The organism is Streptomyces sp. NPDC043876 (genome assembly GCF_056435825.1).
The window spans coordinates 367491-389497 of sequence record NZ_JBWKDV010000002.1 but is presented as its reverse complement, the minus strand read 5'-3'; the positions used below and the strand labels follow the sequence as shown (position 1 = coordinate 389497).

The 22007-nt window shown below is 71.0% G+C and carries 19 protein-coding genes and 2 tRNA genes; 7 read left to right on the top strand and 14 right to left on the bottom strand.

What is annotated here, in order from left to right; genetic code table 11:
- Window positions 1-14: 14 nt before the first annotated feature.
- From AC0693_RS06920 to folC, 4 genes are all read right to left on the bottom strand, one after another.
- Entirely contained in the window at window positions 15-1034 is a 1020-nt protein-coding gene (locus AC0693_RS06920) for a rod shape-determining protein (RefSeq protein WP_112453164.1), read from the bottom strand.
- Window positions 1035-1342: 308 nt separating this feature from the next.
- Window positions 1343-1753, bottom strand: coding sequence for a nucleoside-diphosphate kinase (gene ndk, locus AC0693_RS06915; RefSeq protein WP_356410582.1), 411 nt, complete (start codon window positions 1751-1753; stop codon window positions 1343-1345).
- A 64-nt stretch (window positions 1754-1817) separates the two neighbouring features.
- Window positions 1818-2174 (bottom strand): DUF4233 domain-containing protein, encoded by a 357-nt coding sequence (locus AC0693_RS06910; RefSeq protein WP_356410579.1) that lies wholly within the window; start codon window positions 2172-2174, stop codon window positions 1818-1820.
- A 4-nt stretch (window positions 2175-2178) separates the two neighbouring features.
- Complete coding sequence (gene folC / locus AC0693_RS06905; protein ID WP_469318536.1) at window positions 2179-3690, bottom strand: bifunctional tetrahydrofolate synthase/dihydrofolate synthase; 1512 nt, start codon at window positions 3688-3690, stop codon at window positions 2179-2181.
- Window positions 3691-3807: 117 nt separating this feature from the next.
- Between folC and AC0693_RS06900 the strand changes: the two genes are divergently transcribed.
- Window positions 3808-4857, top strand: coding sequence for a rod shape-determining protein (locus AC0693_RS06900; protein ID WP_469333841.1), 1050 nt, complete (start codon window positions 3808-3810; stop codon window positions 4855-4857).
- 76 nt (window positions 4858-4933) lie between these two features.
- Here the strand turns inward: AC0693_RS06900 and AC0693_RS06895 are convergent, their stop codons facing one another.
- Window positions 4934-6082 (bottom strand): sensor histidine kinase, encoded by a 1149-nt coding sequence (locus AC0693_RS06895; protein ID WP_356410570.1) that lies wholly within the window; start codon window positions 6080-6082, stop codon window positions 4934-4936.
- Window positions 6083-6291: 209 nt separating this feature from the next.
- On the opposite strand from AC0693_RS06895, the gene AC0693_RS06890 reads away from it, so the two are divergent.
- Window positions 6292-8877, top strand: coding sequence for a YfhO family protein (locus AC0693_RS06890; RefSeq protein WP_478801171.1), 2586 nt, complete (start codon window positions 6292-6294; stop codon window positions 8875-8877).
- Between the two features lie 73 nt (window positions 8878-8950).
- On the opposite strand, the gene AC0693_RS06885 is transcribed toward AC0693_RS06890, so the two are convergent.
- Window positions 8951-11572, bottom strand: coding sequence for a valine--tRNA ligase (locus AC0693_RS06885; RefSeq protein WP_478801170.1), 2622 nt, complete (start codon window positions 11570-11572; stop codon window positions 8951-8953).
- Window positions 11573-11788: 216 nt separating this feature from the next.
- On the opposite strand from AC0693_RS06885, the gene AC0693_RS06880 reads away from it, so the two are divergent.
- Together AC0693_RS06880 and AC0693_RS06875 are read left to right on the top strand one after the other, a co-directional pair.
- Window positions 11789-12397: a hypothetical protein gene (locus AC0693_RS06880; protein ID WP_478801169.1), complete on the top strand. Its 609-nt coding sequence runs from the start codon at window positions 11789-11791 to the stop codon at window positions 12395-12397.
- A gap of 91 nt (window positions 12398-12488) precedes the next feature.
- Window positions 12489-13469: a hypothetical protein gene (locus AC0693_RS06875; RefSeq protein ID WP_478740751.1), complete on the top strand. Its 981-nt coding sequence runs from the start codon at window positions 12489-12491 to the stop codon at window positions 13467-13469.
- Window positions 13470-13560: 91 nt separating this feature from the next.
- Here AC0693_RS06875 and clpX read toward each other — a convergent pair whose 3' ends face one another.
- The 5 genes from clpX to AC0693_RS06850 all read right to left on the bottom strand — a co-directional run bounded on the left by clpX (window position 13561) and on the right by AC0693_RS06850 (window position 18500).
- A complete protein-coding gene (clpX, locus tag AC0693_RS06870) occupies window positions 13561-14847 on the bottom strand; it encodes an ATP-dependent Clp protease ATP-binding subunit ClpX (protein WP_356410558.1) in 1287 nt (428 codons plus the stop codon).
- A 151-nt stretch (window positions 14848-14998) separates the two neighbouring features.
- Window positions 14999-15652, bottom strand: a complete 654-nt coding sequence (locus AC0693_RS06865) for an ATP-dependent Clp protease proteolytic subunit (RefSeq protein ID WP_356410556.1) — start codon at window positions 15650-15652, stop codon at window positions 14999-15001.
- A 118-nt stretch (window positions 15653-15770) separates the two neighbouring features.
- Window positions 15771-16388 carry an ATP-dependent Clp protease proteolytic subunit gene (locus AC0693_RS06860; RefSeq protein ID WP_030649990.1) on the bottom strand — a complete coding sequence of 206 codons (618 nt, stop codon included), beginning with the start codon at window positions 16386-16388 and terminating at the stop codon, window positions 15771-15773.
- 333 nt (window positions 16389-16721) lie between these two features.
- Window positions 16722-18128: a trigger factor gene (tig, locus tag AC0693_RS06855; RefSeq protein ID WP_356415418.1), complete on the bottom strand. Its 1407-nt coding sequence runs from the start codon at window positions 18126-18128 to the stop codon at window positions 16722-16724.
- 295 nt (window positions 18129-18423) lie between these two features.
- Window positions 18424-18500: transfer RNA gene (locus AC0693_RS06850), tRNA-Pro, on the bottom strand.
- Window positions 18501-18691: 191 nt separating this feature from the next.
- Here AC0693_RS06850 and AC0693_RS06845 point away from each other — a divergent pair.
- The 3 genes from AC0693_RS06845 to AC0693_RS06835 all read left to right on the top strand — a co-directional run bounded on the left by AC0693_RS06845 (window position 18692) and on the right by AC0693_RS06835 (window position 19657).
- Window positions 18692-18762 (top strand) — tRNA-Gly (locus AC0693_RS06845).
- A gap of 72 nt (window positions 18763-18834) precedes the next feature.
- Window positions 18835-19311, top strand: coding sequence for a hypothetical protein (locus tag AC0693_RS06840; protein WP_478801168.1), 477 nt, complete (start codon window positions 18835-18837; stop codon window positions 19309-19311).
- 154 nt (window positions 19312-19465) lie between these two features.
- The gene (locus AC0693_RS06835; RefSeq protein ID WP_356415364.1) at window positions 19466-19657 is read left to right on the top strand and encodes a DUF1059 domain-containing protein; all 192 of its coding nucleotides are present in this window, start codon (window positions 19466-19468) and stop codon (window positions 19655-19657) included.
- A gap of 28 nt (window positions 19658-19685) precedes the next feature.
- Here the strand turns inward: AC0693_RS06835 and AC0693_RS06830 are convergent, their stop codons facing one another.
- The 3 genes from AC0693_RS06830 to AC0693_RS06820 all read right to left on the bottom strand — a co-directional run bounded on the left by AC0693_RS06830 (window position 19686) and on the right by AC0693_RS06820 (window position 21950).
- Window positions 19686-19880 (bottom strand): hypothetical protein, encoded by a 195-nt coding sequence (locus AC0693_RS06830; protein ID WP_030159386.1) that lies wholly within the window; start codon window positions 19878-19880, stop codon window positions 19686-19688.
- Window positions 19881-20013: 133 nt separating this feature from the next.
- The gene (locus AC0693_RS06825) at window positions 20014-20466 is read right to left on the bottom strand and encodes an HD domain-containing protein (RefSeq protein WP_478801167.1); all 453 of its coding nucleotides are present in this window, start codon (window positions 20464-20466) and stop codon (window positions 20014-20016) included.
- Window positions 20463-21950: a pyridoxal phosphate-dependent decarboxylase family protein gene (locus tag AC0693_RS06820; RefSeq protein WP_478801166.1), complete on the bottom strand. Its 1488-nt coding sequence runs from the start codon at window positions 21948-21950 to the stop codon at window positions 20463-20465. The genes AC0693_RS06825 and AC0693_RS06820 overlap by 4 nt, the downstream gene beginning before the upstream one ends.
- Between the last annotated feature and the right edge of the window lie 57 nt (window positions 21951-22007).

The following is a 22007-nucleotide window of genomic DNA, read 5'->3' as shown; positions in this document are numbered from 1 at the left end:
CTCGGCCGGACGGGTCAGCGACGGGGCTGCGCGTCCAGGACCTGCTGGAGCGCCTCGAACTCCTCGACGCACTTGCCGGAGCCGAGGGCGACCGAGTCGAGCGGGTCCTCGGCGATGTGGATGGGCATGCCGGTCTCCCGGCGCAGCCGCTCGTCGAGGCCGCGCAGCAGCGCGCCGCCGCCGGTCAGGACGATGCCGCGGTCCATGATGTCGCCGGACAGCTCCGGCGGGCACTTGTCCAGGGTCGTCTTGACCGCGTCGACGATGGCGTTGACGGGCTCCTCGATGGCCTTGCGCACCTCGGCGGCGGAGATGACCACGGTCTTGGGCAGGCCCGAGACGAGGTCGCGGCCGCGGATCTCGGTGTGCTCGTCCTTGTCGAGGTCGTACGCCGACCCGATGGTGATCTTGATCTGCTCGGCGGTGCGCTCACCGAGGAGGAGCGAGTACTCCTTCTTGATGTGCTGGATGATCGCGTTGTCCAGCTCGTCGCCGGCCACCCGGATGGACTGTGCCGTGACGATTCCGCCGAGGGAGATGACGGCGACCTCGGTGGTGCCGCCGCCGATGTCCACGACCATGTTGCCGGTGGCCTCGTGGACGGGCAGGCCCGCGCCGATGGCGGCGGCCATGGGCTCTTCGATGATGTGCACCTGGCGGGCGCCGGCCTGCGTGGACGCCTCGATGACGGCGCGCCGCTCCACTCCCGTGATGCCGGAGGGTACGCAGACCACGACGCGCGGACGGGCCAGGTAGCGGCGCTTGTGGATCTTGAGGATGAAGTACCGGAGCATACGCTCGGTGATCTCGAAGTCGGCGATGACGCCGTCCTTGAGGGGTCGTACGGCGACGATGTTGCCGGGCGTGCGCCCGATCATCTTCTTCGCCTCGGTGCCGACCGCCAGGATGCCACCGGTGTTCGTGTTGATGGCGACCACGGACGGCTCGTTCAGGACGATTCCCCGGCCCCTCACGTACACCAGCGTGTTGGCGGTCCCGAGGTCGATCGCCATGTCACGGCCGATGAACGACATGTTGTTCCCCTTGTTCCCCATGAGGAGCGTCTGGCCTTCCAGTTGATAGCGGCTGCTGTCAGGGTCGGCGAGGTGGGTGTGTGGGTGGAGGCCCCATCGTAGTGCCGGTGGTACGGGCACCGCGCTGCGGGACTCCGGCAATCCCGCCGGAACGGAAACCCGCCCCCTTGGTGGTGACGTCGTGTCCTGCTGATGCGTTCCCGGGATCCGCCGTTCATACCGAAGGGCGACCGAAATTACTTCGGTCGCCCCAGGTCATGAGCGCTATTCGGCTGATGTCGCGTCAGTGGCGGGCCGTCGCTGAGCCATCAGAGGGCCGGGAAGAACAGCTTCAGCTCGCGCTCGGCGGACTCCTCGGAGTCCGAGGCGTGGATCAGGTTCTCCCGGACGATGGTGCCGAAGTCACCCCGGATGGAGCCGGGCGCCGCGGCGATCGGGTCGGTGGGTCCGGCCAACTGGCGGACACCCTCGATCACGCGTTCCCCTTCGACCACCAGGGCGACCACGGGACCGGAGGCCATGAAGCCCATGAGGGGCTCGTAGAACGGCTTGCCCTTGTGCTCGCCGTAGTGCGCCTCCAGGGTCTCCTGGTCCAGCGTGCGCAGCTCCAGCGCGGGGATGGTCCAGCCGGCCTTGCGCTCGATGCGGCCGATGACCTCGCCGATCAGGCCGCGACGGACCGCGTCGGGCTTGAGCAGGACGAGAGTGCGCTGGGTCATGTTCGAACTCCTTGCGGCATACGGGTGCGGTGCGTCGAGGCTACAGGGGCCGTACGGGTCCCCGTCACGCAGCGTCAGGTGCGGACGCCTCCGCCTGCGCGGCCCAGCGGGCCTTGATGACGTCGATCCTGCGCCCGTAGTGCACCGAACACCACCACAGGCCCGCGAACACCGCACCGAGGATGAACATCATCGGAACGACGAACCCGCTCAGCACGAGCCCGATCTGCAGCGCCCAGCCGATCTGGACCGCGCCGGGACGCGAGAGCATCCCGCACAGCAGCACCGACAGGAGCATGGCGACCCCGCAGACCGTCCAGACCGCGGCCTGGCCGAGGTCCGGGTTCTTCATCGCGACCAGCCCGGCGAAGCCGATCACGAAGAACTCGCCGATCAGCGTGCTGGCACACAGCGTGCGCATGTCCTCAGCCCCTCTTGAGCAGCAGGCGGGCCTCGCCCACCGTGATCACGGAACCGGTCACCAGGACCCCGGCCCCTCCGAATTCGGACTCTTCCTCCGCCAGGGTGACGGCCGCCTCCAGCGCGTCGTCCAGCCGGGGCTCCACCTGCACGCGCTCGGCGCCGAAGACCTCCACCGCGATGGCGGCGAGCTCGTCCGCACCCATCGCCCGGTGGCTGGTGTTCTCGGTCACCACGACCTCGGCGAAGATCGGCTCGAAGGCCTCGAAGACGCCCCTGACGTCCTTGCCCTCGCTCGCGGCGACCACGCCGATGAGCCGGCTGAAGCCGAAGGACTCGGTGACCGCCTCGGCGGTGGCCCGGGCGCCGGCCGGGTTGTGCGCGGCGTCCAGCACCACCGTGGGGCTGCGCCGTACGACCTCCATCCGGCCCGGGGAGGACACGGAGGCGAAGGCCTTGCGCACGGTGTCCACGTCCAGCGGGCGCGCGTGCTCGCCGCCGACCCCGAAGAACGCCTCGACCGCCGCCAGGGCGACGGAGGCGTTGTGGGCCATGTGGGCGCCGTACAGCGGCAGGAACAGGTCGTCGTACTCGCCGCCCAGGCCGCGCAGGGTGAGCCGCTGGCCGCCGACCGCCACCTCGCGGGAGACGACGCCGAACTCCATGCCCTCGCGGGCCACGGTCGCGTCCACTTCCACGGCCTTCTTCAGCAGCACCTGCGCCGCGTCCACCGGCTGCTGCGCCAGGATGACGGCGGCGCCCTGCTTGATGACCCCGCCCTTCTCCTGCGCGATCTCGCCGGTGGTGGAACCGAGCCGGTCCGTGTGGTCCAGGCTGATCGGGGTGATCACCGCGACCGTCCCGTCGATCACGTTGGTGGCGTCCCAGCTGCCGCCCATGCCGACCTCGATGACCGCCGCGTCGACGGGGGCGTCCGCGAAGGCCGCGTAGGCCATCCCGGTGAGCACCTCGAAGAAGGACAGCCGGTACTCCTCGGCCGCGTCGACCATCTCCACGTACGGCTTGATGTCGTGGTAGGTCTCCACGAACCGCTCGTGGCTGATCGGCAACCCGTCGAGGCTGATCCGCTCGGTGATCGACTGCACGTGCGGGCTGGTGTAGCGCCCGGTGCGCAGCTCGAAGGCGACCAGGAGGGACTCGATCATGCGGGCGGTGCTGGTCTTGCCGTTGGTGCCGGTGATGTGGATGGAGGGGTACGCGCGCTGCGGTGCGCCGAGGACGTCCATCAGCGCCTCGATGCGCGTGACGGACGGCTCCAGCTTCGTCTCGCCCCAGCGGCCGGCCAGCTCCTGCTCCACCTCGCGCAGGGCCCGCTCGACCTCCGGGTCCTCGGGACGGGCGGGGGCCTGGTCGCCCTGCGGCGCCCCGCCATGGGCGCGCAGGGTGCGGCTGCCGGCCTCGATCACCGCCAGGTCGGGGTCGCGGTCGGTCTCTTCGGCCACGATCTCGTCGAACTCGTCGGGCCGGTCGTCGCTCTCAGGCTGCTGCTCACTCACGGACCCCAGTCTACGGACGGGGAGCGGGAGGACTTTCGGCCCGGCCGGTTCGGGACCTTGGGCGCGCGGGCCGAGGGGTACGCCGTGCGAGTGTTGCGGCAGGAGATAGGGGAACGAATGCCGCAGGCCAGCAGCAGCAAGACGGGTTCCAGCCGCGACATAGGGATGGATCTGGGCACCGCGAACACCCTCGTCTACGCGCGGGGGCGCGGCATCGTGCTCAATGAGCCGTCCGTGGTGGCGGTCCGGGCGGGGACGGCGACGGCCGTGGCCGTCGGCGCCGAAGCCAAGGAGACCATCGGCCGCACCCCCGGCTCCATCACCGCGATCCGGCCGCTCAAGGGCGGGGTGATCTGCGACTACGAGGCCGCGGAGGAGATGATCCGGCACTTCGTGCGCAAGGCCGTGCCGGGCCGCAGGACCCGCACCCGCATGGTGGTCTGCGTACCCTCCGGGGTCACCCCGGTCGAGCGGCGGGCCATCGTCCACGCCTCGACCCGGGCGGGGGCCAGGGCCGTCCACCTGATCGAGGAGCCGATGGCGGCGGCGATCGGCGCCGGGCTGCCGGTCGGGGAGGCGCGCGGTTCGATGGTGGTGGACATCGGCGGCGGCACCACCGAGGTGGCCGTGATCTCGCTCGGCGGGATCGTCACCGCGCGGTCGCTGCGGGTCGGCGGGGACCGGTTCGACGCCGCGATCACCGACCACGTCCGCAAGGCGCACGGACTGCTCATCGGCGAGCGGACCGCCGAGGACGTCAAGTGCGCGATCGGCACGGCCTGGCCGGTGCCCGGCGAGCCGGAGCGCGAGGAGCGCACCTTCATGGTGCGGGGCCGTGCCAAGGTCGCCGGGATGCCCACCTCGCTGGAACTGACCGCCACCGACGTGCGCGCGGCCCTCGACGAACCGGTGGAGGCGATCATCGCGGCGGTCCGCGCCACCCTGGAGGAGTGCCCGCCGGAGCTGTCCGGGGACGTGATGGAGCACGGGATCGTGCTGACCGGCGGCGGCGCGCTGCTGCCCGGCCTGGACCTGCGCCTGGCCTCGGCCACCGGGATCCCGGTCTTCGTGGCGGACGACCCGCTGGACTGCGTGGTGCTGGGCACCGGGATCTGCGTGGAGGACATGGACACGCTGAACTCGCTGCTGCCCCCGGCGGCGAAGTAGGCGAAGTAAGCGAAGGAACGGTTCTGCGGACGGGGCGCGGCCCCGGGCGTCGCCCCGGGCGCGGCCGCGTGACGGCTCAGCCGCGCGGGAGGGTGGCGACGACCCGGTAGCGGTCCTCCGTGCGCGTCGCCGTCAGGGTGCCGCCCAGGCTGCGGACCCGCTCGGCCATGCTCGCCGTGCCCGAGCCCGCCGAGACGGGCGCGCGCACCGGGCCGCGCACCGGCAGGCCGTTGCCGACCGAGATCCGCACCTGCGGCCCGTCGAGCGCGATGGACACCTCGATGGTCTCGCCCCGGGCGTGCTTGGCGGCGTTCGTCAGGCACTCCTGGACCACCCGGTACACGGCCGCCTGGCGCAGCGGCGAGAGCGCGCGCACCTCCGGGTCCATGACGAGCCGGACGGGCGAGCCGGCCCGGCCGCTCTCGTCGGCGAGCGCGGCCAGCCCGTCCACGCCCGGGGTCGCGGCCCGCTCGCCGCGCTGCACGATGATGTCGTTGAGGACCAGGTGGGCGCGGCGCGCGGTGTCGGCCAGTTCCTCGAAGTCCTTGGCGTACGCCGTCTCGCGCGCCCGCATCGAGAGCACCTCGGAGCGCACCGTCAGCAGGGTCAGTTCCCGCCCGACGAAGTCGTGCACGTCCCGGGCGACCGAGCGCCGCTCCTGCTCCACGGCCTCGTAGACGGCCGCCTCGCCGCGCCGGACGGCCAGCTCGCGCACCAGGTCGTGCCGGTAGGCGGCGATCCCGACGGCGGCGGCCAGCACGCCGATGGGGATGACCAGGCTGAGGAACCCGCTGAGGGTGTCCGCCCGCTCCTCGGGCCAGCCGGGCAGGTTGAAGAGCGCGAAGGCGAAGAGGACGTACCCGGTGGTGGCCAGGACCCCGGCCCGCCGCCCGCGGTAGCGGCCGACCGAGTACAGGGCGAACTGGATCAGGGTCAGTTCGTGCAGCCAGCCGATGAAGAGCAGCGCGGTGAGGTACGCCGCCCACGGCGTGCGGCGACGCAGCAGCAGCGTGGCCGCTCCGGCGGTGAGCACCACCGCGGCCTGCGGGGCGCTGAGCGAGTTGTCCTCGGCAGCGAGTCCCGGCAGGTCCAGGGCCATCAGCGCGAGGCAGCCGAGGGCGGTGAGGACGTCGAGCGCGCGCGGCGAGGCGGCCCGGCTCCCGGTGAGCCGGCGGCCGGTGTCCCGGACCCACTGGAACGCCGAGGCGACGGGCTTGACGTGCATGTCCTCCATCATCCGTGGTCGGCGGGGCCGATCGGATCCGCCCGGCGCCCGGAAGAGGTGATATGCCGCACTCCGTCCCGGACCGGAAGGAATTCCGGCTGTCTGAATTTCCGCACACGGTGTTCGAATCTCCTGACGGTTTATCTAAGATCGGGGCTCTGCGGCCCTCCGGTCCGGCAGCACACCGACCACCCGAGGCCCGCATCGCGATGAGCACCGCCCCGACCACCGCCGTCGCCCTGCCCGGGGCGGCGGGCAGCCGCACCGGAGCGGAGCGCCCCGCCGCGCCCGCGGGCCGCCGCCGCGCGGGCGCGCTCGCCGCCCTCGTCTCGGCCCTCATGTCCATGGCCGCCTACTGCGCGGGCCTCGCCCTCCACGGCAGTTACCCCTTCGGGCCCTCGCCCCGCGCGGACAACGACCTGCGCCACCAGTACGTCCCCTTCCACACCCACTTGTGGGACGTCCAGCACGGCGCCGCGCACGGCGACCTCCTCTACAACTGGCAGAGCGGCTACGGCGTCGGCTTCCTCGGCGACTTCTTCACCTACCTGGCCAACCCCTTCTCCTGGCTCGTCGGCCTCTTCCCCCGCGACCAGAGCGAGTTCCCGGTCTTCCTGGTCAGCCTGTTCAGCATGGGCCTGGCCGCCGCCGCCATGACCGTCTGCCTCGGCAGGCTGCGCCCCGGCTCGCCGTGGCTGCGCGCCCTGATGTCCGTCGGCTACGCCCTGTGCGGCTGGAACACCTCCGAGGGCGCCATCGTGCCCATGTGGATGTGGGGGCTGGTCGCCCTCCCGCTGCTCTGCATAGCCGCCGACTGGTGTCTGACCGGCCGTCATCCCATCCTCGGCAGCCTCGTGGTCGCGCTCTGCTGGTACGCGAACTTCTACACCGCAGCCATGGCCACCCTGGCGGCCGCGCTCGTCCTGCTGCTGCGGCTGACGAGCGCCGGCACCGACCGGCGCACCCGGCTGCGGGTCCTGGGGCGGGCCGCGGCCAGGACCACCACCGGCATGCTGCTGGCCGCCCCCGCCATCCTGGTGTGCGCGCTCGCCAACGCCCAGGCGCAGCCCACCGACAAATACGTCGTCAGTGTGGCCACCCCCGTCCGGACCTACCTGGCGATGTTCCTGCCCGGCAGCATCGCGAGCCCCTCCGCGCCGAACGTGTTCACGGGCTCCCTCGTCCTCCTGCTGGTCCTCGCGCTGCCCTTCCAGTCCCGCGTCCCGGTCCGCGAACGGGTGGCCTGGGCCGTGCTGATCACCGCCACCGCGCTCTCCTTCGTGTGGACCCCCACCGCGAAGCTGTGGCAGGGCCTCGCCCTCCCGCACGGCGCCCCCTTCCGCGAATCCTTCGTCCTCAGCGGCTTCCTGGCCATGGCCGCGTGGGTCTGCCTGGCCCGCATGCCCCGCCCCCGCGCCCTGCTGGGCGGGGCCGCGCTGCTCGCCCTCCTGCTCGCCGTGACGTACGACGCCCAGCCGGTCGGCGGCCACGCGCTGACCGGCGCCCTCGCGGGCGGCGCCGCCGTCACCGCGCTCCTGCTGCTCTACGCGCGCGGGCTGCGCCGCCCGGCCCGCAGCGCCGTCGTCGCGCTGCTCGCCGTCACCGTCCTGGCGGGGGCGACGTACTCCGCCTACGGGCTCACCGACCTCCTCGACCCCGCCCGGCGCGGCCCGGTCCGCGCCCAGACCATGACCCAGCTCGGCCTGAACACCCGTCGGGCCCTGGTGCCGCGCGAGGACTGGCCCGCCGCGCGCACCGACCCCGGACCCGGCGTCTTCGTCACCAACAACGACGCGATGCTGCTGGGCACCGGCGGCGGCTCGTACTACAGCAGCTACATCACCAAGGAGACCGCCGGGGCGCTGGCCGGACTCGGCCTCGGCGAGGCCATGGGCGGCCGCCACTTGTGGCCCGCCCGGGACCCCGTCCTGCAGGCCCTCCTCGGCATCGGCACCACCCTCGACGTGATCGGCACCGACGGGGTCCGGGTCCGCGAGACGGCCGCCGTGCCGCTGGTCGCCGTACGGCCGCCGGGCAGCGACCGGGCGTACGGCGCCCCCGCGGACTCGGTGTGGGCCCGGCGCCAGGCGGCGCTCGGCGCCCGCGTGTACGAGGTCCCCGCCCTCGCGGCCAAGGACCCGCGGCGCGGGCTGCGGCTGGCCCCCGAACCGGTGGGCACCGCGGGCGAGGCGGCCGGGGACCCGGCGGGGAACACCTTCACCGCCCGGTGCGCGCCGGGGGCGCGCGCCTTCTTCCACGCGCCCGCGCTGCGCGCCGATGTCGCGGCCGCCGGCGGCGCCTCCGAAGGCTTCTACGGCGACCCGCCGCAGCGCCTGGCCCCGCTGAAGGAGCTGGGCACGGTCCCGGCCGACGGCCGCTTCACCTTCACCGTCCACACCGGCGAGGACGGCCAGTCGCTGCCCGCCGACGCCCTCGGCTGCCTGGACGTCCCGGCCTTCGAGCAGGCCGTCAGGACGCTCCGGGAGACCGGCGGCGCCGCCGTGGAGACCAGTGGTCACGCGCTGACCGCCCACCTGCCGAAGGGCTCCACCGGCACCGCCGTGGTCGCCACCACGGCTCCCCCGGGCTGGACCTGCTCGGTCGACGGCGGCCCCGCCCGGCCGCCCGTCCCGTACCAGGGGCTGCTCGGCGTACCGCTCGGGAAGGGCGGCGCCGCACGGATCGACTGCGCCTACCGCCCTCCGGGCCTGACGGCCGGGCTCGCGGGGACGGGCGCGGGCGCGCTGGCACTCGTGGCCACCGCCTTCCTCACCCGGCGGCGCGGCCGGCGCTGACGGGCCGCGCACACGGGGAGGGCCCCGCACCGTCACCGGTGCGGGGCCCTCCCCGTGTCTGCGCCACCCGTCCTCAGGCGGCCGGCAGGGACTCCAGCTGGGCCTTGATCCGGGCGATGTCCGCCTCGGCCTTGGTCAGCCGGCCCTTGATCTTGTCCACGACGTTGTCGGGGGCCTTGGCGATGAACGCCTCGTTCCCGAGCTTCGCCTCGGCCTGCTGCTTCTCCTTCTCGGCGGCGGCCAGGTCCTTGCTCAGCCGCTTGCGCTCCGCCGGGATGTCGATGGTGCCCGACAGGTCGAGCGCGACCGTGGCCCCGGCGACCGGCAGGGTCGCGGTGGCGCTGAAGTCGTCGCCCTCGGGCTGCAGGCGCAGCACCTGGCGGATCGCGGCCTCGTGCGCCGCCAGCGCGGTGGCGGACAGGTCCAGACGGGCCGGGACCTTCTGCTTGTCGTCGAGGCCCTGCTCCTTGCGGAACCGGCGGACCTCACGGACCAGGCTCTGGACGCTTTCGATCTCGCCCTCGGCGGCCGCGTCGCGGAAGCCACTGTCCTTCGGCCATTCGGCGATCACCAGGGACTCGCCGCCGGTCAGCGCGGTCCACAGGGTCTCCGTGACGAACGGGACCACCGGGTGCAGCAGGCGCAGCATGACGTCGAGGACCTCGCCCAGGACCCGGGCGGACGCCTTCGCCGGCTCGCCGCCCGCGAAGAAGGTCGTCTTCGACAGCTCCACGTACCAGTCGAAGACCTCGTCCCACGCGAAGTGGTACAGGGCGTCCGACAGCTTCGAGAACTGGTAGTCCTCGTAGTAGGCGTCGGCCTGCGCGACCGTCTCGTTCAGCCGGGAGAGCACCCAGCGGTCGGTCGCGGACAGTTCCTCGACCGGCGGCAGGTCGCCCTCGATCGTGGCGCCGTTCATCATCGCGAAGCGCGTGGCGTTCCAGATCTTGTTGGCGAACTTGCTGGAGGCCTGGACCCAGTCCTCGCCGATCGGGACGTCGACACCGGGGTTGGCACCGCGCGCCAGGGTGAAGCGGACGGCGTCGGAGCCGTACTTGTCCATCCAGTCCAGCGGGTTGACCGCGTTGCCGAAGGACTTCGACATCTTCTTGCCGCGTTCGTCGCGGACCATGCCGTGCAGGGCGATGGTGCCGAACGGCGGGGTGCCGTCCATCGCGTACAGGCCGAACATCATCATCCGGGCGACCCAGAAGAAGAGGATGTCGTAGCCGGTGACCAGCACGGCGTTCGGGTAGAACTTCGCCAGGCTGTCGGTCTGCTGCGGCCAGCCGAGCGTGGAGAACGGCCACAGGCCGGAGGAGAACCAGGTGTCCAGGACGTCCGTGTCCTGGGTCCAGCCCTCGCCCGACGGCGGCTGCTCGTCGGGGCCGACGCAGACGATCTCGCCGTTCGGGCCGTACCAGACCGGGATGCGGTGGCCCCACCACAGCTGGCGCGAGATGCACCAGTCGTGGAGGTTGTCGACCCAGTCGAAGTACCGCTTCTCCATCTCCTGCGGGTGGATCTTGACCTTGCCGTCGCGGACCGCGTCACCGGCGGCCTGGGCGAGCGGCGCGACCTTGACCCACCACTGGAGCGACAGGCGGGGCTCGATGGTCGTCTTGCAGCGCGAGCAGTGGCCGACCGAGTGGGTGTACGGGCGCTTCTCGGCGACGATCCGGCCCTCGGCGCGCAGCGCGGCGACGATGGCGGAGCGGGCCTCCAGCCGGTCCAGGCCCTGGAAGGGGCCGTGGACGGTGATGACGGCGTGCTCGTCCATGATGGCGAGGTTCGGCAGGCCGTGGCGCTGGCCGATCTCGAAGTCGTTCGGGTCGTGCGCCGGCGTCACCTTGACGGCGCCGGTGCCGAACTCGGGGTCGACGTGCTCGTCCGCGACGACCGGGATGCGGCGGCCGGTCAGCGGCAGCTCGATCTCGGTGCCGACGAGGTGCTTGTAGCGCTCGTCCTCGGGGTGGACGGCGACGGCCGTGTCACCCAGCATCGTCTCGGCGCGGGTCGTGGCGACCACGATGGACGCGTCGCCCTCGCCGTAGCGGATGGAGACGAGCTCGCCCTCGTCGTCCTGGTACTCGACCTCGATGTCGGAGATCGCGGTCAGGCAGCGCGGGCACCAGTTGATGATGCGTTCGGCCCGGTAGATCAGCTCGTCGTCGTAGAGCTTCTTGAAGATGGTCTGGACGGCCTCGGACAGGCCCTCGTCCATGGTGAAGCGCTCGCGCGACCAGTCGACGCCGTCGCCGAGGCGGCGCATCTGGCCGGAGATCTGACCGCCGGACTCGCCCTTCCACTGCCAGACCCGCTCGACGAACGCCTCGCGGCCCAGGTCGTGGCGGGACTTGCCCTCCTTGGCGAGCTCGCGCTCGACGACGTTCTGCGTCGCGATGCCCGCGTGGTCCATGCCGGGCTGCCACAGCGTCTCGTAGCCCTGCATGCGCTTGCGGCGGGTGAGGGCGTCGATCAGCGTGTGCTCGAAGGCGTGCCCCAGGTGGAGGCTGCCGGTGACGTTCGGCGGGGGGATGACGATGGCGTACGGAGGCTTCTCGCTCTTCTCGTCCGCCTCGAAGTACCCACGCTCTACCCAGCGCTCGTAGAGCTTCCCCTCTACGTCGGCCGGCACGTACGCGGTCGGCAGTTCGGAGTCGGGGCTGCTGGGTGTCTGCGCGTTCTCGGTCACGCGCACAGGATACGGGCGGCCCCGGCCCCGTTACGAATCGATACCGCGTGGGGCCATCTGTTGACCTGCGCATGGCAGGTCGGTGTCACTGGGCACATGAGCGAGAACGATCAGCAGCTGACCCAACCTCCCGCCCAGGCGCCTCCGAGCCCCTACGCGGCCCATGTGTCTCCGCCTCCTCCCCCCTCGAAAGCGAAGCGCCTTCTGTGGACGAGCGTGACCGTACTCGCGGCCGTGGCGGGCCTGTTCGGCGGCCGACTCGCCATGAATGCACTGCTCGCCGACGACAGGTCGGCGGACGACGAGCGCTCCGAGCAGCACCAGTCAGTCACAGCGGCCCCCGAATCAGCCGACTCCGGCCGCTACAAGCTGGCGCCGCCCACCTCCTTCCAGGGCCTGACCCTCCAGGACTCCGGGACGCGGGTCGACGCCATAAAGCAGGGTCAGGGGACCGCGAGGCCGGGCACGACGCCAGTAGCCGTCGTGTACGCGGATGAGTCAGGCGACGCCCAGCTACTGGTCAGCGGGTCGGCGGGCCGTTTCGGCGGCAAAGACCCGGCCGCCATGCTGGACAGCGCCTTCGCTTCCCTGGAGATCCAGTACGGGCAGATCGTCACGCACGACGCGGGCACACCGGCAGGCGGCACGATGCGCTGCAGCACACCGACCGTGCAGAAAATGCCGATCCCGCTGTGCGTGTGGGCCGACCACAGCACGGTGGTGACGGTCACGGTCCCGGTCGAAAGGAACGAGTCGGTCACGACCGGTGCACTCGCGGCTCAGGCCCGTGCCCTACGCCAAGCGATGGAAATCCCCGCGTCGTAGTTCGGTAACGCCGGGGGCCCCGGGGCGCGATCGCGCGCGTCCTTCCGCGAGGATGTGAGCAACATAAGAGGTTCCTAAGGGGGACGCGGGTATGAGTTACAACCAGCCAGGGCCGTACGGCGGCCAGCAGCCGCAGCAGCCGGGACCGTACGGCGGCCAGCCGGGACCGTACGGACAACAGCCCGCGCCGCAGCCCGGATACGGCTACCCGCAGCAGCAGCCGGGGTACCAGCAGCCCGGCTACCCCCAGCAGCCCCCGCCCCCGCCCGCCCCGGGCTACGGCTACCCCCAGCAGCCGGGCGTCCCCCCGCAGGGCTACCCGCAGCAGCAGCCCGGCTTCCCCCAGCAGGGGTACCAGCAGCCCGGCTACCAGCAGCCCCCGAAGAAGTCCAAGACGGGCGTGATCATCCTCTCGGTGGTCCTGGCCGTCGCGGTCATCGGCGGCGCGGGCTACTACTTCACGAAGGGCGGCGGCGCCTCGGGCGGCGCGGTGGCCGCGGACACCAAGGGGTACAAGCTGGTGGCGCCCGACACGGTCGCCGAATTCAAGAAGGACCCGGCCTACCAGCAGAAGCCCTTCACCGACAAGGACAAGCAGGAGGCACAGGCCGCGGGCGTCAAGAACCCCGCGCAGGTGGGCATGACGTACCAGGCCGGTGACCCGAAGAACCCTCTGCTGGCCAAGGGCCTCAACTTCCAGGGTGTGTACGGCGAGATCGCCGACCCCGAGAAGGCAGTGGACGGCTACTTCGCCATGGCCAAGCTGAACACCGCGAAGGACTCCAAAAGCACGGAAATGGAGCTCATCGGCAGCCCCAAGACGATGAGCCCGGCGGGCTTCAAGGGCGCCGTGCTGAAGTGCCAGGAGGCCAAGTTGACCTCCAAGAGCACCGTTTCCAAGGGCCCCCAGTCGGCCACGCTTCCGATCTGCATCTGGGGTGACTACAGCACCCTGAGCGTGGTCAGCGCCACGGACTTGGCCTCCGTGCTCGCCGGCAAGCCGGGCTACACGCTGGAGCAGGCCGCAGATCTCACGGCCAAGCTCTACAACACGGCCCGCGTCAAGGCCTGATACCGGCCCGGCGGCCAGACGGCACGCACACGAAGGAGGGGCGCCCCGGCGATCCGGGGCGCCCCTCCTCGTACGTGCTCGGCCGCGGCCGTTACGCCGACTTCTCCTGCGGGCCCTGGTCCTTCGGGACGATCCGCGGGACCAGCGTGGGGTTCACGTTGGAGCGGACGACCTCGGAGGTGATGACCACGCGGGCCACGTCGTTGCGCGACGGGACCTCGTACATCACCGACATCAGGACCTCTTCCATGATGGCGCGCAAGCCCCGCGCACCCGTCTGGCGGAGGATCGCCTGGTCCGCGATCGCTTCCAGCGCCTCGCGCTCGAAGTCCAGCTCGACGCCGTCGAGTTCGAACAGCCGCTGGTACTGCTTCACCAGCGCGTTGCGCGGCTCGATGAGGATCTGGAGCAGCGCCTCGCGGTCCAGGTTGTGCACCGAGGTGATCACGGGCAGGCGGCCGATGAACTCCGGGATCATCCCGAACTTCACCAGGTCCTCCGGCATGACCTCGTGGAACTGGTCGCTGGCCTCGATCTCGCGCTTCGAGCGGATCGTGGCCCCGAAGCCGATGCCCTTGGCCCCGGCGCGCGACTCGATGATCTTCTCCAGGCCGGAGAAGGCTCCGCCCACGATGAAGAGCACGTTCGTCGTGTCGATCTGGATGAATTCCTGGTGCGGGTGCTTGCGGCCGCCCTGCGGCGGGACGGAGGCGGTCGTGCCCTCCAGGATCTTCAGCAGGGCCTGCTGGACGCCTTCACCCGACACGTCGCGCGTGATCGACGGGTTCTCGCTCTTGCGGGCCACCTTGTCGATCTCGTCGATGTAGATGATCCCGGTCTCGGCCTTCTTGACGTCGTAGTCCGCGGCCTGGATCAGCTTGAGCAGGATGTTCTCGACGTCCTCGCCGACGTACCCCGCCTCCGTCAGCGCCGTCGCGTCGGCGATGGCGAACGGGACGTTGAGCATGCGGGCGAGCGTCTGGGCCAGCAGCGTCTTGCCGGAACCCGTGGGTCCGAGCAGGAGGATGTTGGACTTCGCGAGTTCGATCGCGTCGTCCCGGCCCTGCGCGCCGCCGTTCTCGCCGGCCTGCACGCGCTTGTAGTGGTTGTACACCGCTACGGAGAGCGCCTTCTTCGCCGGCTCCTGGCCGACGACGTAGCCCTCCAGGAACTCGTAGATCTCGCGAGGCTTGGGGAGTTCCTCCCACCTGACCTCGGAAGTCTCGGCCAGCTCCTCTTCGATGATCTCGTTGCAGAGGTCGATGCACTCGTCGCAGATGTACACACCGGGACCTGCGATGAGCTTCTTCACCTGCTTCTGGCTCTTTCCGCAGAACGAGCACTTGAGCAGGTCGCCACCATCACCGATGCGTGCCACGAGGTGCTTCCCCTTCGCCTGGGAGACGCCTGGTTCAGCGCTCCTGGTGCCTCTATCCGACGGTACCTTGCCAAGTGCCCCCTGCGGGGCCCCCTTGACGTGGTTCACATCGCCTTCTGCGACGAGCCTCCACGCCAAGGGGCGGCAAGGATCAGACCGCGTTGCTCTTGCGGGTGGAGATGATCTGGTCGACCAGACCGTAGGCGAGCGCGTCCTCGGCCGTGAGGATCTTGTCGCGCTCGATGTCGTCGCGGATCTTCTCGATCGGCGTCGTGGAGTGCTTGGCCAGCATGTTCTCCAGCTGGTCACGCATGCGCAGGATCTCGTTGGCCGCGATCTCCAGGTCGGAGAGCTGCTCGCGGCCGGTGCCGCCGGACGGCTGGTGGATCAGCACGCGGGCGTTCGGCAGCGCCATGCGCTTGCCGGGCGTACCGGCGGCCAGCAGGACGGCGGCGGCGGAGGCCGCCTGCCCCATGCAGACCGTCTGGATGTCCGGCTTCACGAACTGCATCGTGTCGTAGATCGCCGTCAGCGCGGTGAAGGAGCCACCGGGGCTGTTGATGTAGATGGAGATGTCGCGGTCCGGGTCCATCGACTCCAGGCACAGGAGCTGCGCCATGACGTCGTTGGCGGACGCGTCGTCGATCTGCACGCCGAGGAAGATCACGCGCTCCTCGAAGAGCTTCGCGTACGGGTCGTACTCGCGCACGCCCTGCGAGGTGCGCTCGACGAAGCGCGGGATGACGTAGCGGTTGTCCACCTGCGGACCGGTGTGGAGGCCGCTCGCGGAAGAGAGGTTGTTCATGTACATCGGGGTTTTCACCATCCTGGTGGCGTTCTGCGGGCTGTCGGCCGGGTACGGGCGGTGCCGCCGGGGGTCGGGCCCCGGCGCTGCCGGGGACGGGGCCCCGGCGTGCCGGGGGTCAGGCCCCGGTGCCACCGCCGCCCGGAACGTTGGACGCGGCCGAGATGATCTCGTCGATGAGGCCGTACTCCTTGGCCTCCTCGGAGGTGAACCAACGGTCGCGGTCACCGTCGCGGATGATCGCCTCGACAGTCTGGCCCGAGTGGAACGCGGTGATCTCGGCCATGCGCTGCTTGGTGCGCAGCAGGTACTGGGCCTGGATCTTGATGTCCGACGCGGTGCCGCCGATGCCCGCGGAACCCTGGTGCATCAGGATGTCGGTGTTCGGCAGGGCGAAGCGCTTGCCCTTGGCGCCACCGGTGAGCAGGAACTGGCCCATTGAGGCCGCCATGCCCATGCCGATGGTGACGACGTCGTTCGGGATGTACTGCATGGTGTCGTAGACGGCCATGCCGGCCGTCACCGAGCCACCGGGGCTGTTGATGTACAGGTAGATGTCCTTCTCCGGCTCGGCGGCCAGGAGCAGGAGCTGCGCCGTGATCTTGTTCGCGATGTCGTCGTCTACCTGCTGGCCGAGGAAGATGATGCGCTCGCCGAGCAGCCGGTTGTAGACATGGTCGCCGAGGCCGCCACCGATGGACGGCTCACCCGCGGCGTAAGGCTTCAGATTCGTCACGTATCCACCTGCTCGTCTCCGACGGCTAACGTGCCGTCTCAGCGTCTCTTTCAGGGGCCGCGGCTCGGCCGGCGCGGACCTGTCCGCCGGTGTCCGGGTACTCCCGCAACCCTCGTATTCATGGACCCTAACGCGCAGGTCGGACAACGCCATCCCGCTTCCCGAACTGTTCGCTCGGAGCGCAAGGTACGAAGCCGGTGCCCGAGCGGTGTCCGGGCGGTGCGCGGCCTCCCGCGGGGCGAAGCCGAAGGGCCCGGACGCGCGTGCGTCCGGGCCCTTCGGATACCGCTCAGGGGCCGTGCGAGGAGGCCGTCGCCGGCCTCCCGCCTGGGCTTACTTGGCCTCTTCGGCCTTCTCCGCGTCGGCCTCGTCGGCGTCGGCGGTGACGGTGGCCTCGGCCGCCTCGGCGGCCTGCTCCTCGTCCTCGTCCTCGTCCGTCAGGTCGACCTCGACACCGTTGGTGTCGGTCACCTTGGCGGCCTCCACGACGACCGCGAGGGCCTTGCCGCGGGCGACCTCGCCGACCAGCATCGGGACCTGGTTGCCTTCGACGACGGCCTGGGCGAACTGGTCCGGGGACATGCCGGAGGACTGCGCGCGACGCATGAGGTGCTCGGTGAGCTCCTCCTGGTTCACGTTCAGCTTCTCCTTGTTGACCAGCTCGTCGAGCAGGAACTGGGTCTTGATGCCCTTGACGGCCTGCTCACGGGTCTCGGCGTCGAACTCCTCGACCGTCTTGCCCTGGATCTCCAGGTACTTCTCGAGGGTCAGGCCCATCTGGCCCAGCTGGTGGTGCTCCAGGCTGTGCTTGCGGGTGTTGACCTCGTCCTCGAGGAGCTTCTCGGGGATCGGGACCTCGGCCAGCTCCAGGAACTTCTCCAGCACGCGCTCCTGGGCCTGGGTGGCCTGGTCGTACTGCTTCATGTTCTCGAGGCGCTTGCGGCTGTCGGCCTTCATGTCCGCCAGCGTGTCGAACTCGCTCGCGGTCTGGGCGAACTCGTCGTCCAGCTCCGGCAGCTCACGGGCGGAGACCTTGGTGACCTTCACGGTGACCTCGGCGTCCTTGCCCTCGGCGGAGCCGCCCTTGAGCTGGGAGGTGAAGGTGGCCTCGCCACCGGCCTCCAGGCCGGTCACGGCCTCGTCGATGCCTTCGAGCAGCTCGCCCGAGCCGATGGTGTACGAGACGTCGGAAGCGACACCGTCCTCGAGCACCTCGCCGTCGACCTTGGCTTCCAGGTCGATCGTCACGACGTCGCCCTCGGCGGCGGCGCGCTCGACGACGCTGGTGGTCGCGAAGCGGCCGCGCAGCTGCTCGATCGACTTCTCGACGTCCTCGTCGGTGACCTCGACCGCGTCGACCTCGACCTCGATGCCGGAGTAGTCCGGGATCTCGACGGTCGGGCGGATGTCGACCTCGGCGGTGAAGGCCAGCAGTTCGCCGTCCTTCAGCTCCGTGATGTCGACCTCGGGCTGACCCAGCGGGTTGACCTCGGCTTCGTTGACCGCCTCGGTGTAGAACTTCGGGAGGGCGTCGTTGACGGCCTCCTCCAGGACAGCACCGCGGCCGAAGCGCTGGTCGATGACTCGGGCCGGGATCTTGCCCTTGCGGAAGCCCTTCACCGTGACCTGCTGGTTGATCTTCTTGTACGCCGCGTCGAGGCTGTCCTTGAGCTCCTCGAAGGGCACCTCAACAGTGAACCGAACCCGAGTAGGGTTCAGGGTCTCCACGGCGCTCTTCACGGTTAGGTCTCCTTGTGGCTGACTGCTGGGGTTCTGCTGTCGCTGCGATTCAGCGGTTCAGCGGATCGGGCCCGGTACATCAGACACACGGGCACGCAGCTTGCATAGTAACCGCAAGCGGTCAGCAGCCCACAACGCGATCATCAGGTCGACGGTGACGGCGGTCGACGGTGAGGGTGGGGCGCGCGTGACGGTGGAGGCGGGGCGCATACGCCGGCAGTCCCGCCGGACCGCTCCCGCGGGGGCCCGCCGGCGACGGCGCCGGAGGTGAATGTGCGGCGGTGCCGCGTGATGCTGGTCGGGGTGGCCGGATTCGAACCGACGACCTTCCGCTCCCAAAGCGGACGCGCTACCAAGCTGCGCCACACCCCGTCGGTGCGACACGTAGGGTACATGCCCGGAGACGTTCCGACACGCGCACGTGAAGGAAGCGGGCACCGCGACGCGGGACACCCGCCGGGATCGCCGCGCGACACGGACCCGGGAATGCGGTGTGCACCCGCCCACCGGAACCCGCTAGGATGCTGCGTGTGCCACGGTCTGCGACCTGCGGCACGCGCTGTGCGGGCGTAGCTCAATGGTAGAGCCCTAGTCTTCCAAACTAGCTACGCGGGTTCGATTCCCGTCGCCCGCTCTTGATGGCTCAGGGCCAGGTCAGAGGATGCTTCCTCGGACCTGGCCCTGAGGCGTTTCCTGAGAGGGACCCATGACAGAACACGTCGCTCTGCATTTCGAGCGCGTCCGTACCCGAGGGGCTCATAGCGATCTCCGGCTGCGGATCGGCCCTCATCGGCACATCTGCGATTCGTACTATTTCGCACTGGACGACGCCCCTGAGGCGCCGGGCGGCTTGGGGGCGAGGCTTGCGCGCCTCTTGGAGCAGTGGAGCGCCCACGTGCGCGGGCTCACGGATGGAGGCGGCACCGCCTACCTGCCGTATGACTTCTCCGATCAGTGCACGGCATGGCTACGGGTGTCATCCGTAGACGGGCAGCGAGCCGAAGTGCAGGCCGGGTGGAGCCTGATCGAAGCCTGGGGGATCGCACCCTCCGACTACCTGGCCACGGCTCCGGAGGTAACGGACTTCGACCCGATCCCCCGTGCCCGCACCGAGTGCTCACTGACCGATCTGCTGGCACGCATCGAAGCCGACCGCATCACTCTCGCCGCCACGGGGCCGTAGGCCGTCGCACGCAGCTGCGCTGGGCCCGGCCCCGGTTTCGGGGGGCGGGGGCGGTGCGTAGGGAGGATGGTGGGAGGAGGCGCTGTGCGCGGCGTCGGTGTCGGCGGTCGGCTCGGTGGCCGGGCGCGGGCGCGGTACCCATCGGAGGCACGTCATGCGCAAGGTCATCGACTGTCGGGACTACCCGAGTGAAGCCAAGTGCAGCCTCGCCATCTCGGGCGAGGCGGATGAAGTGGTGCGGGCGGCGGCGGAGCATGCCGTGTCCGTGCACAGTGAGGTCGACACGCCGGAGTTCCGCGCGACGCTGCGGACCCTGCTGAAGGACGAGGCGCCGCAGCACGCGTGACGGCGCCGGTCCGGGCGGAGGAGGCGGGCTACAGCTTGATGCCCGCGATGGTGTCCGCGAGGGAGTTGAGGAAGCGGTTCACGTCCGGTGCGATGGAGCTGGACGCCAGGAAGAAACCGAAGAGGACCGCCACGATCGCGGGGCCCGCCTTGATGTGGTTCCCGCGGATCAGCACCACCAGGATGACCGCCAACAGAACCACCACTGACAGCGAAATGGCCACTACTGATCACACCTTCGGTCGTCCCCTGGTCGGCCCGGGGGCGCACGGCCACGCGCGTCCCCAGGAACATCGTGCCACCAACGGGGCCCCGCTATCCGCCCGGTGACGGCCCTTTCTGCCAACAGGGCCCGTTTCAGAGGCCGAGCAGGGAGCGCACGCGGGCATATTTGCCGGTCAAGCGCCGCCGGGTGGGCTCGTCCAGTACGGACAGCCGGGCCGGGTCCGCGTTGTGGGCGAGGTCCGCTTCCTTGACGAGCAGGGCTCCCGGGGTGGCCAGGATGCGGGCGGTGTACGCCTCGACCGGTTCGCCCGGGCGTTTGGTGACCGCGAGGACGATGTCCTTCACGGACTGCGGGAGGGCGGCGGAATCCAGCCACTCGCGGCTGAGGGCGTCGTCCTCGACCGCGTCGTGCAGCCAGGCCGCCGCCTGTTGGTCGGCGCTGCCGCCGCGGACGCGGACGCCTTCCGCGACGGCGGCGAGGTGCTCGGCGTACGGGCGGCCGGCCTTGTCGGTCTGCCCCGCGTGCGCCGCGCGGGCCAGGGCCTCGACCTCGGTCAGGGTGAGCGGTGGGCGGCGGTCGGTCATGCGATCCCCTCGGCGGCGCGGCGCAGGGCCCCGGCGGCCCGCCGCACATCGGCGGACGTGGTGCGCCAGTTGGAGAACGCGGCGCGCAGGGCGGGGGTTCCCGCGTACACGGTGGGGGTGACGAAGACCTCGCCGTTCGCGGCCTCGCGCAGCGCGGTCAGGCGGGCCGGGGTCGGGTCGTCGGCGAGGGTGAAGCAGACGACGTTCAGCCGGACCGGCGCGAGCAGCGTGAAGGCCGGGTCCGCGTCCAGGGCGGCGCCCAGTTCCCGGGCGCAGGTGATGTCCCGTTCGACGATCTCCCGGTGGCCCTGGCGGCCGTACGCGCGCAGCGTGAACCAGGCCGCCAGGGCGCGCAGCCGGTGGGAGTTCTCCGGGGTGAGGTGGACGAGGTCGGGGTGCTCGCCGAGGGGGCCGAGGTAGGCGGCGGCGTTCTGGAAGACGCGGGCCTGGAGGTCGCGGCGGCGGGTGAAGAGGACGGCGCTGTCGTAGGGGACGTTGAGCCACTTGTGGAGGTCGACGGTGACGGAGTCGGCGGCGTCGAGGCCGTCGGTGAGCGGGGCGTGCTCCGGCGAGAGCGCGGCGAAGGCGCCGAACGCGGCGTCGGTGTGCAGCCAGAAGTCGTGGCGTGCGCGGAGTGCGGCGACGGCGCGCAGGTCGTCGAAGTCGACGGTGTTGACGGTGCCCGCGTTGGCGACGACCACGCAGGGGCCGGGGGCGTCGGCGAGGGCGCGGTCGAGGGCGGCCGGGTCCACGGCCTCCCGGCCGGGCAGGGTCGGTACGGGCACCAGGGCCGCGCGGCCGAGGCCGAGGACCGCGAGGGCTTTGGCGATGGAGGAGTGCGGGGCGCCGGAGAGGACCCGGACGGGGCCGAGGGCGGCCACGCCGTCCTGGGCCGGGGAGACCCCGGCGCGCTCCCCCAGCCATTCGCGGGCGATGGCGAGGCCGGTGGTGTTGGACATGGTGGCGCCGCTGACGAAGACGCCGGTGTGGGCGTCGGTGAGGCCGAAGAGGTCGCGGAGCCAGCCGGTGGTCTCGCGCTCCAGGTCCTGGCCCGCCGGGTCGAGGGCGGAGTTGGAGTTCTGGTCGTGCGCGGCGGTCAGCCAGTCCCCGGCGAGGGCGGCGGGGGTGGCGCCGCCGGTGACGAAGCCGAGGTAGCGGGGGCCGGCGGAGGCGGAGAACCGCGGGGCCCAGTGGTCCTGGAAGGCGGCGAGGGTGTCGGCGAGGCCGGTGCCGTGGGTGGGGAGGCGGGCACCTGCCGGTGGGGGCGCGGTGGGGTCATCTACCGGCGGGGCGGTGGGCGTTGCGGTGGCAGGCGGTGCGGTGGCGGAGTGCGGTCCGGTGGTGGGCGGTGCGGTCCGCTGTGCGACGGGTGGCGGTACGACGGGACGTTCGGCCAGGGTGGCCAGCGCGTCGGTGGCTGCGCGGCGGGTGGCGTCGAGCAGGGCGGGGAGGTCGGCGAGATCGGCGGCGAGCGTGCGGTCCATGGGGGCACGCTAGGCCGGTCCGCGGCGCGGGGCCCCGGCCAATCGCCGAGGAGTGGC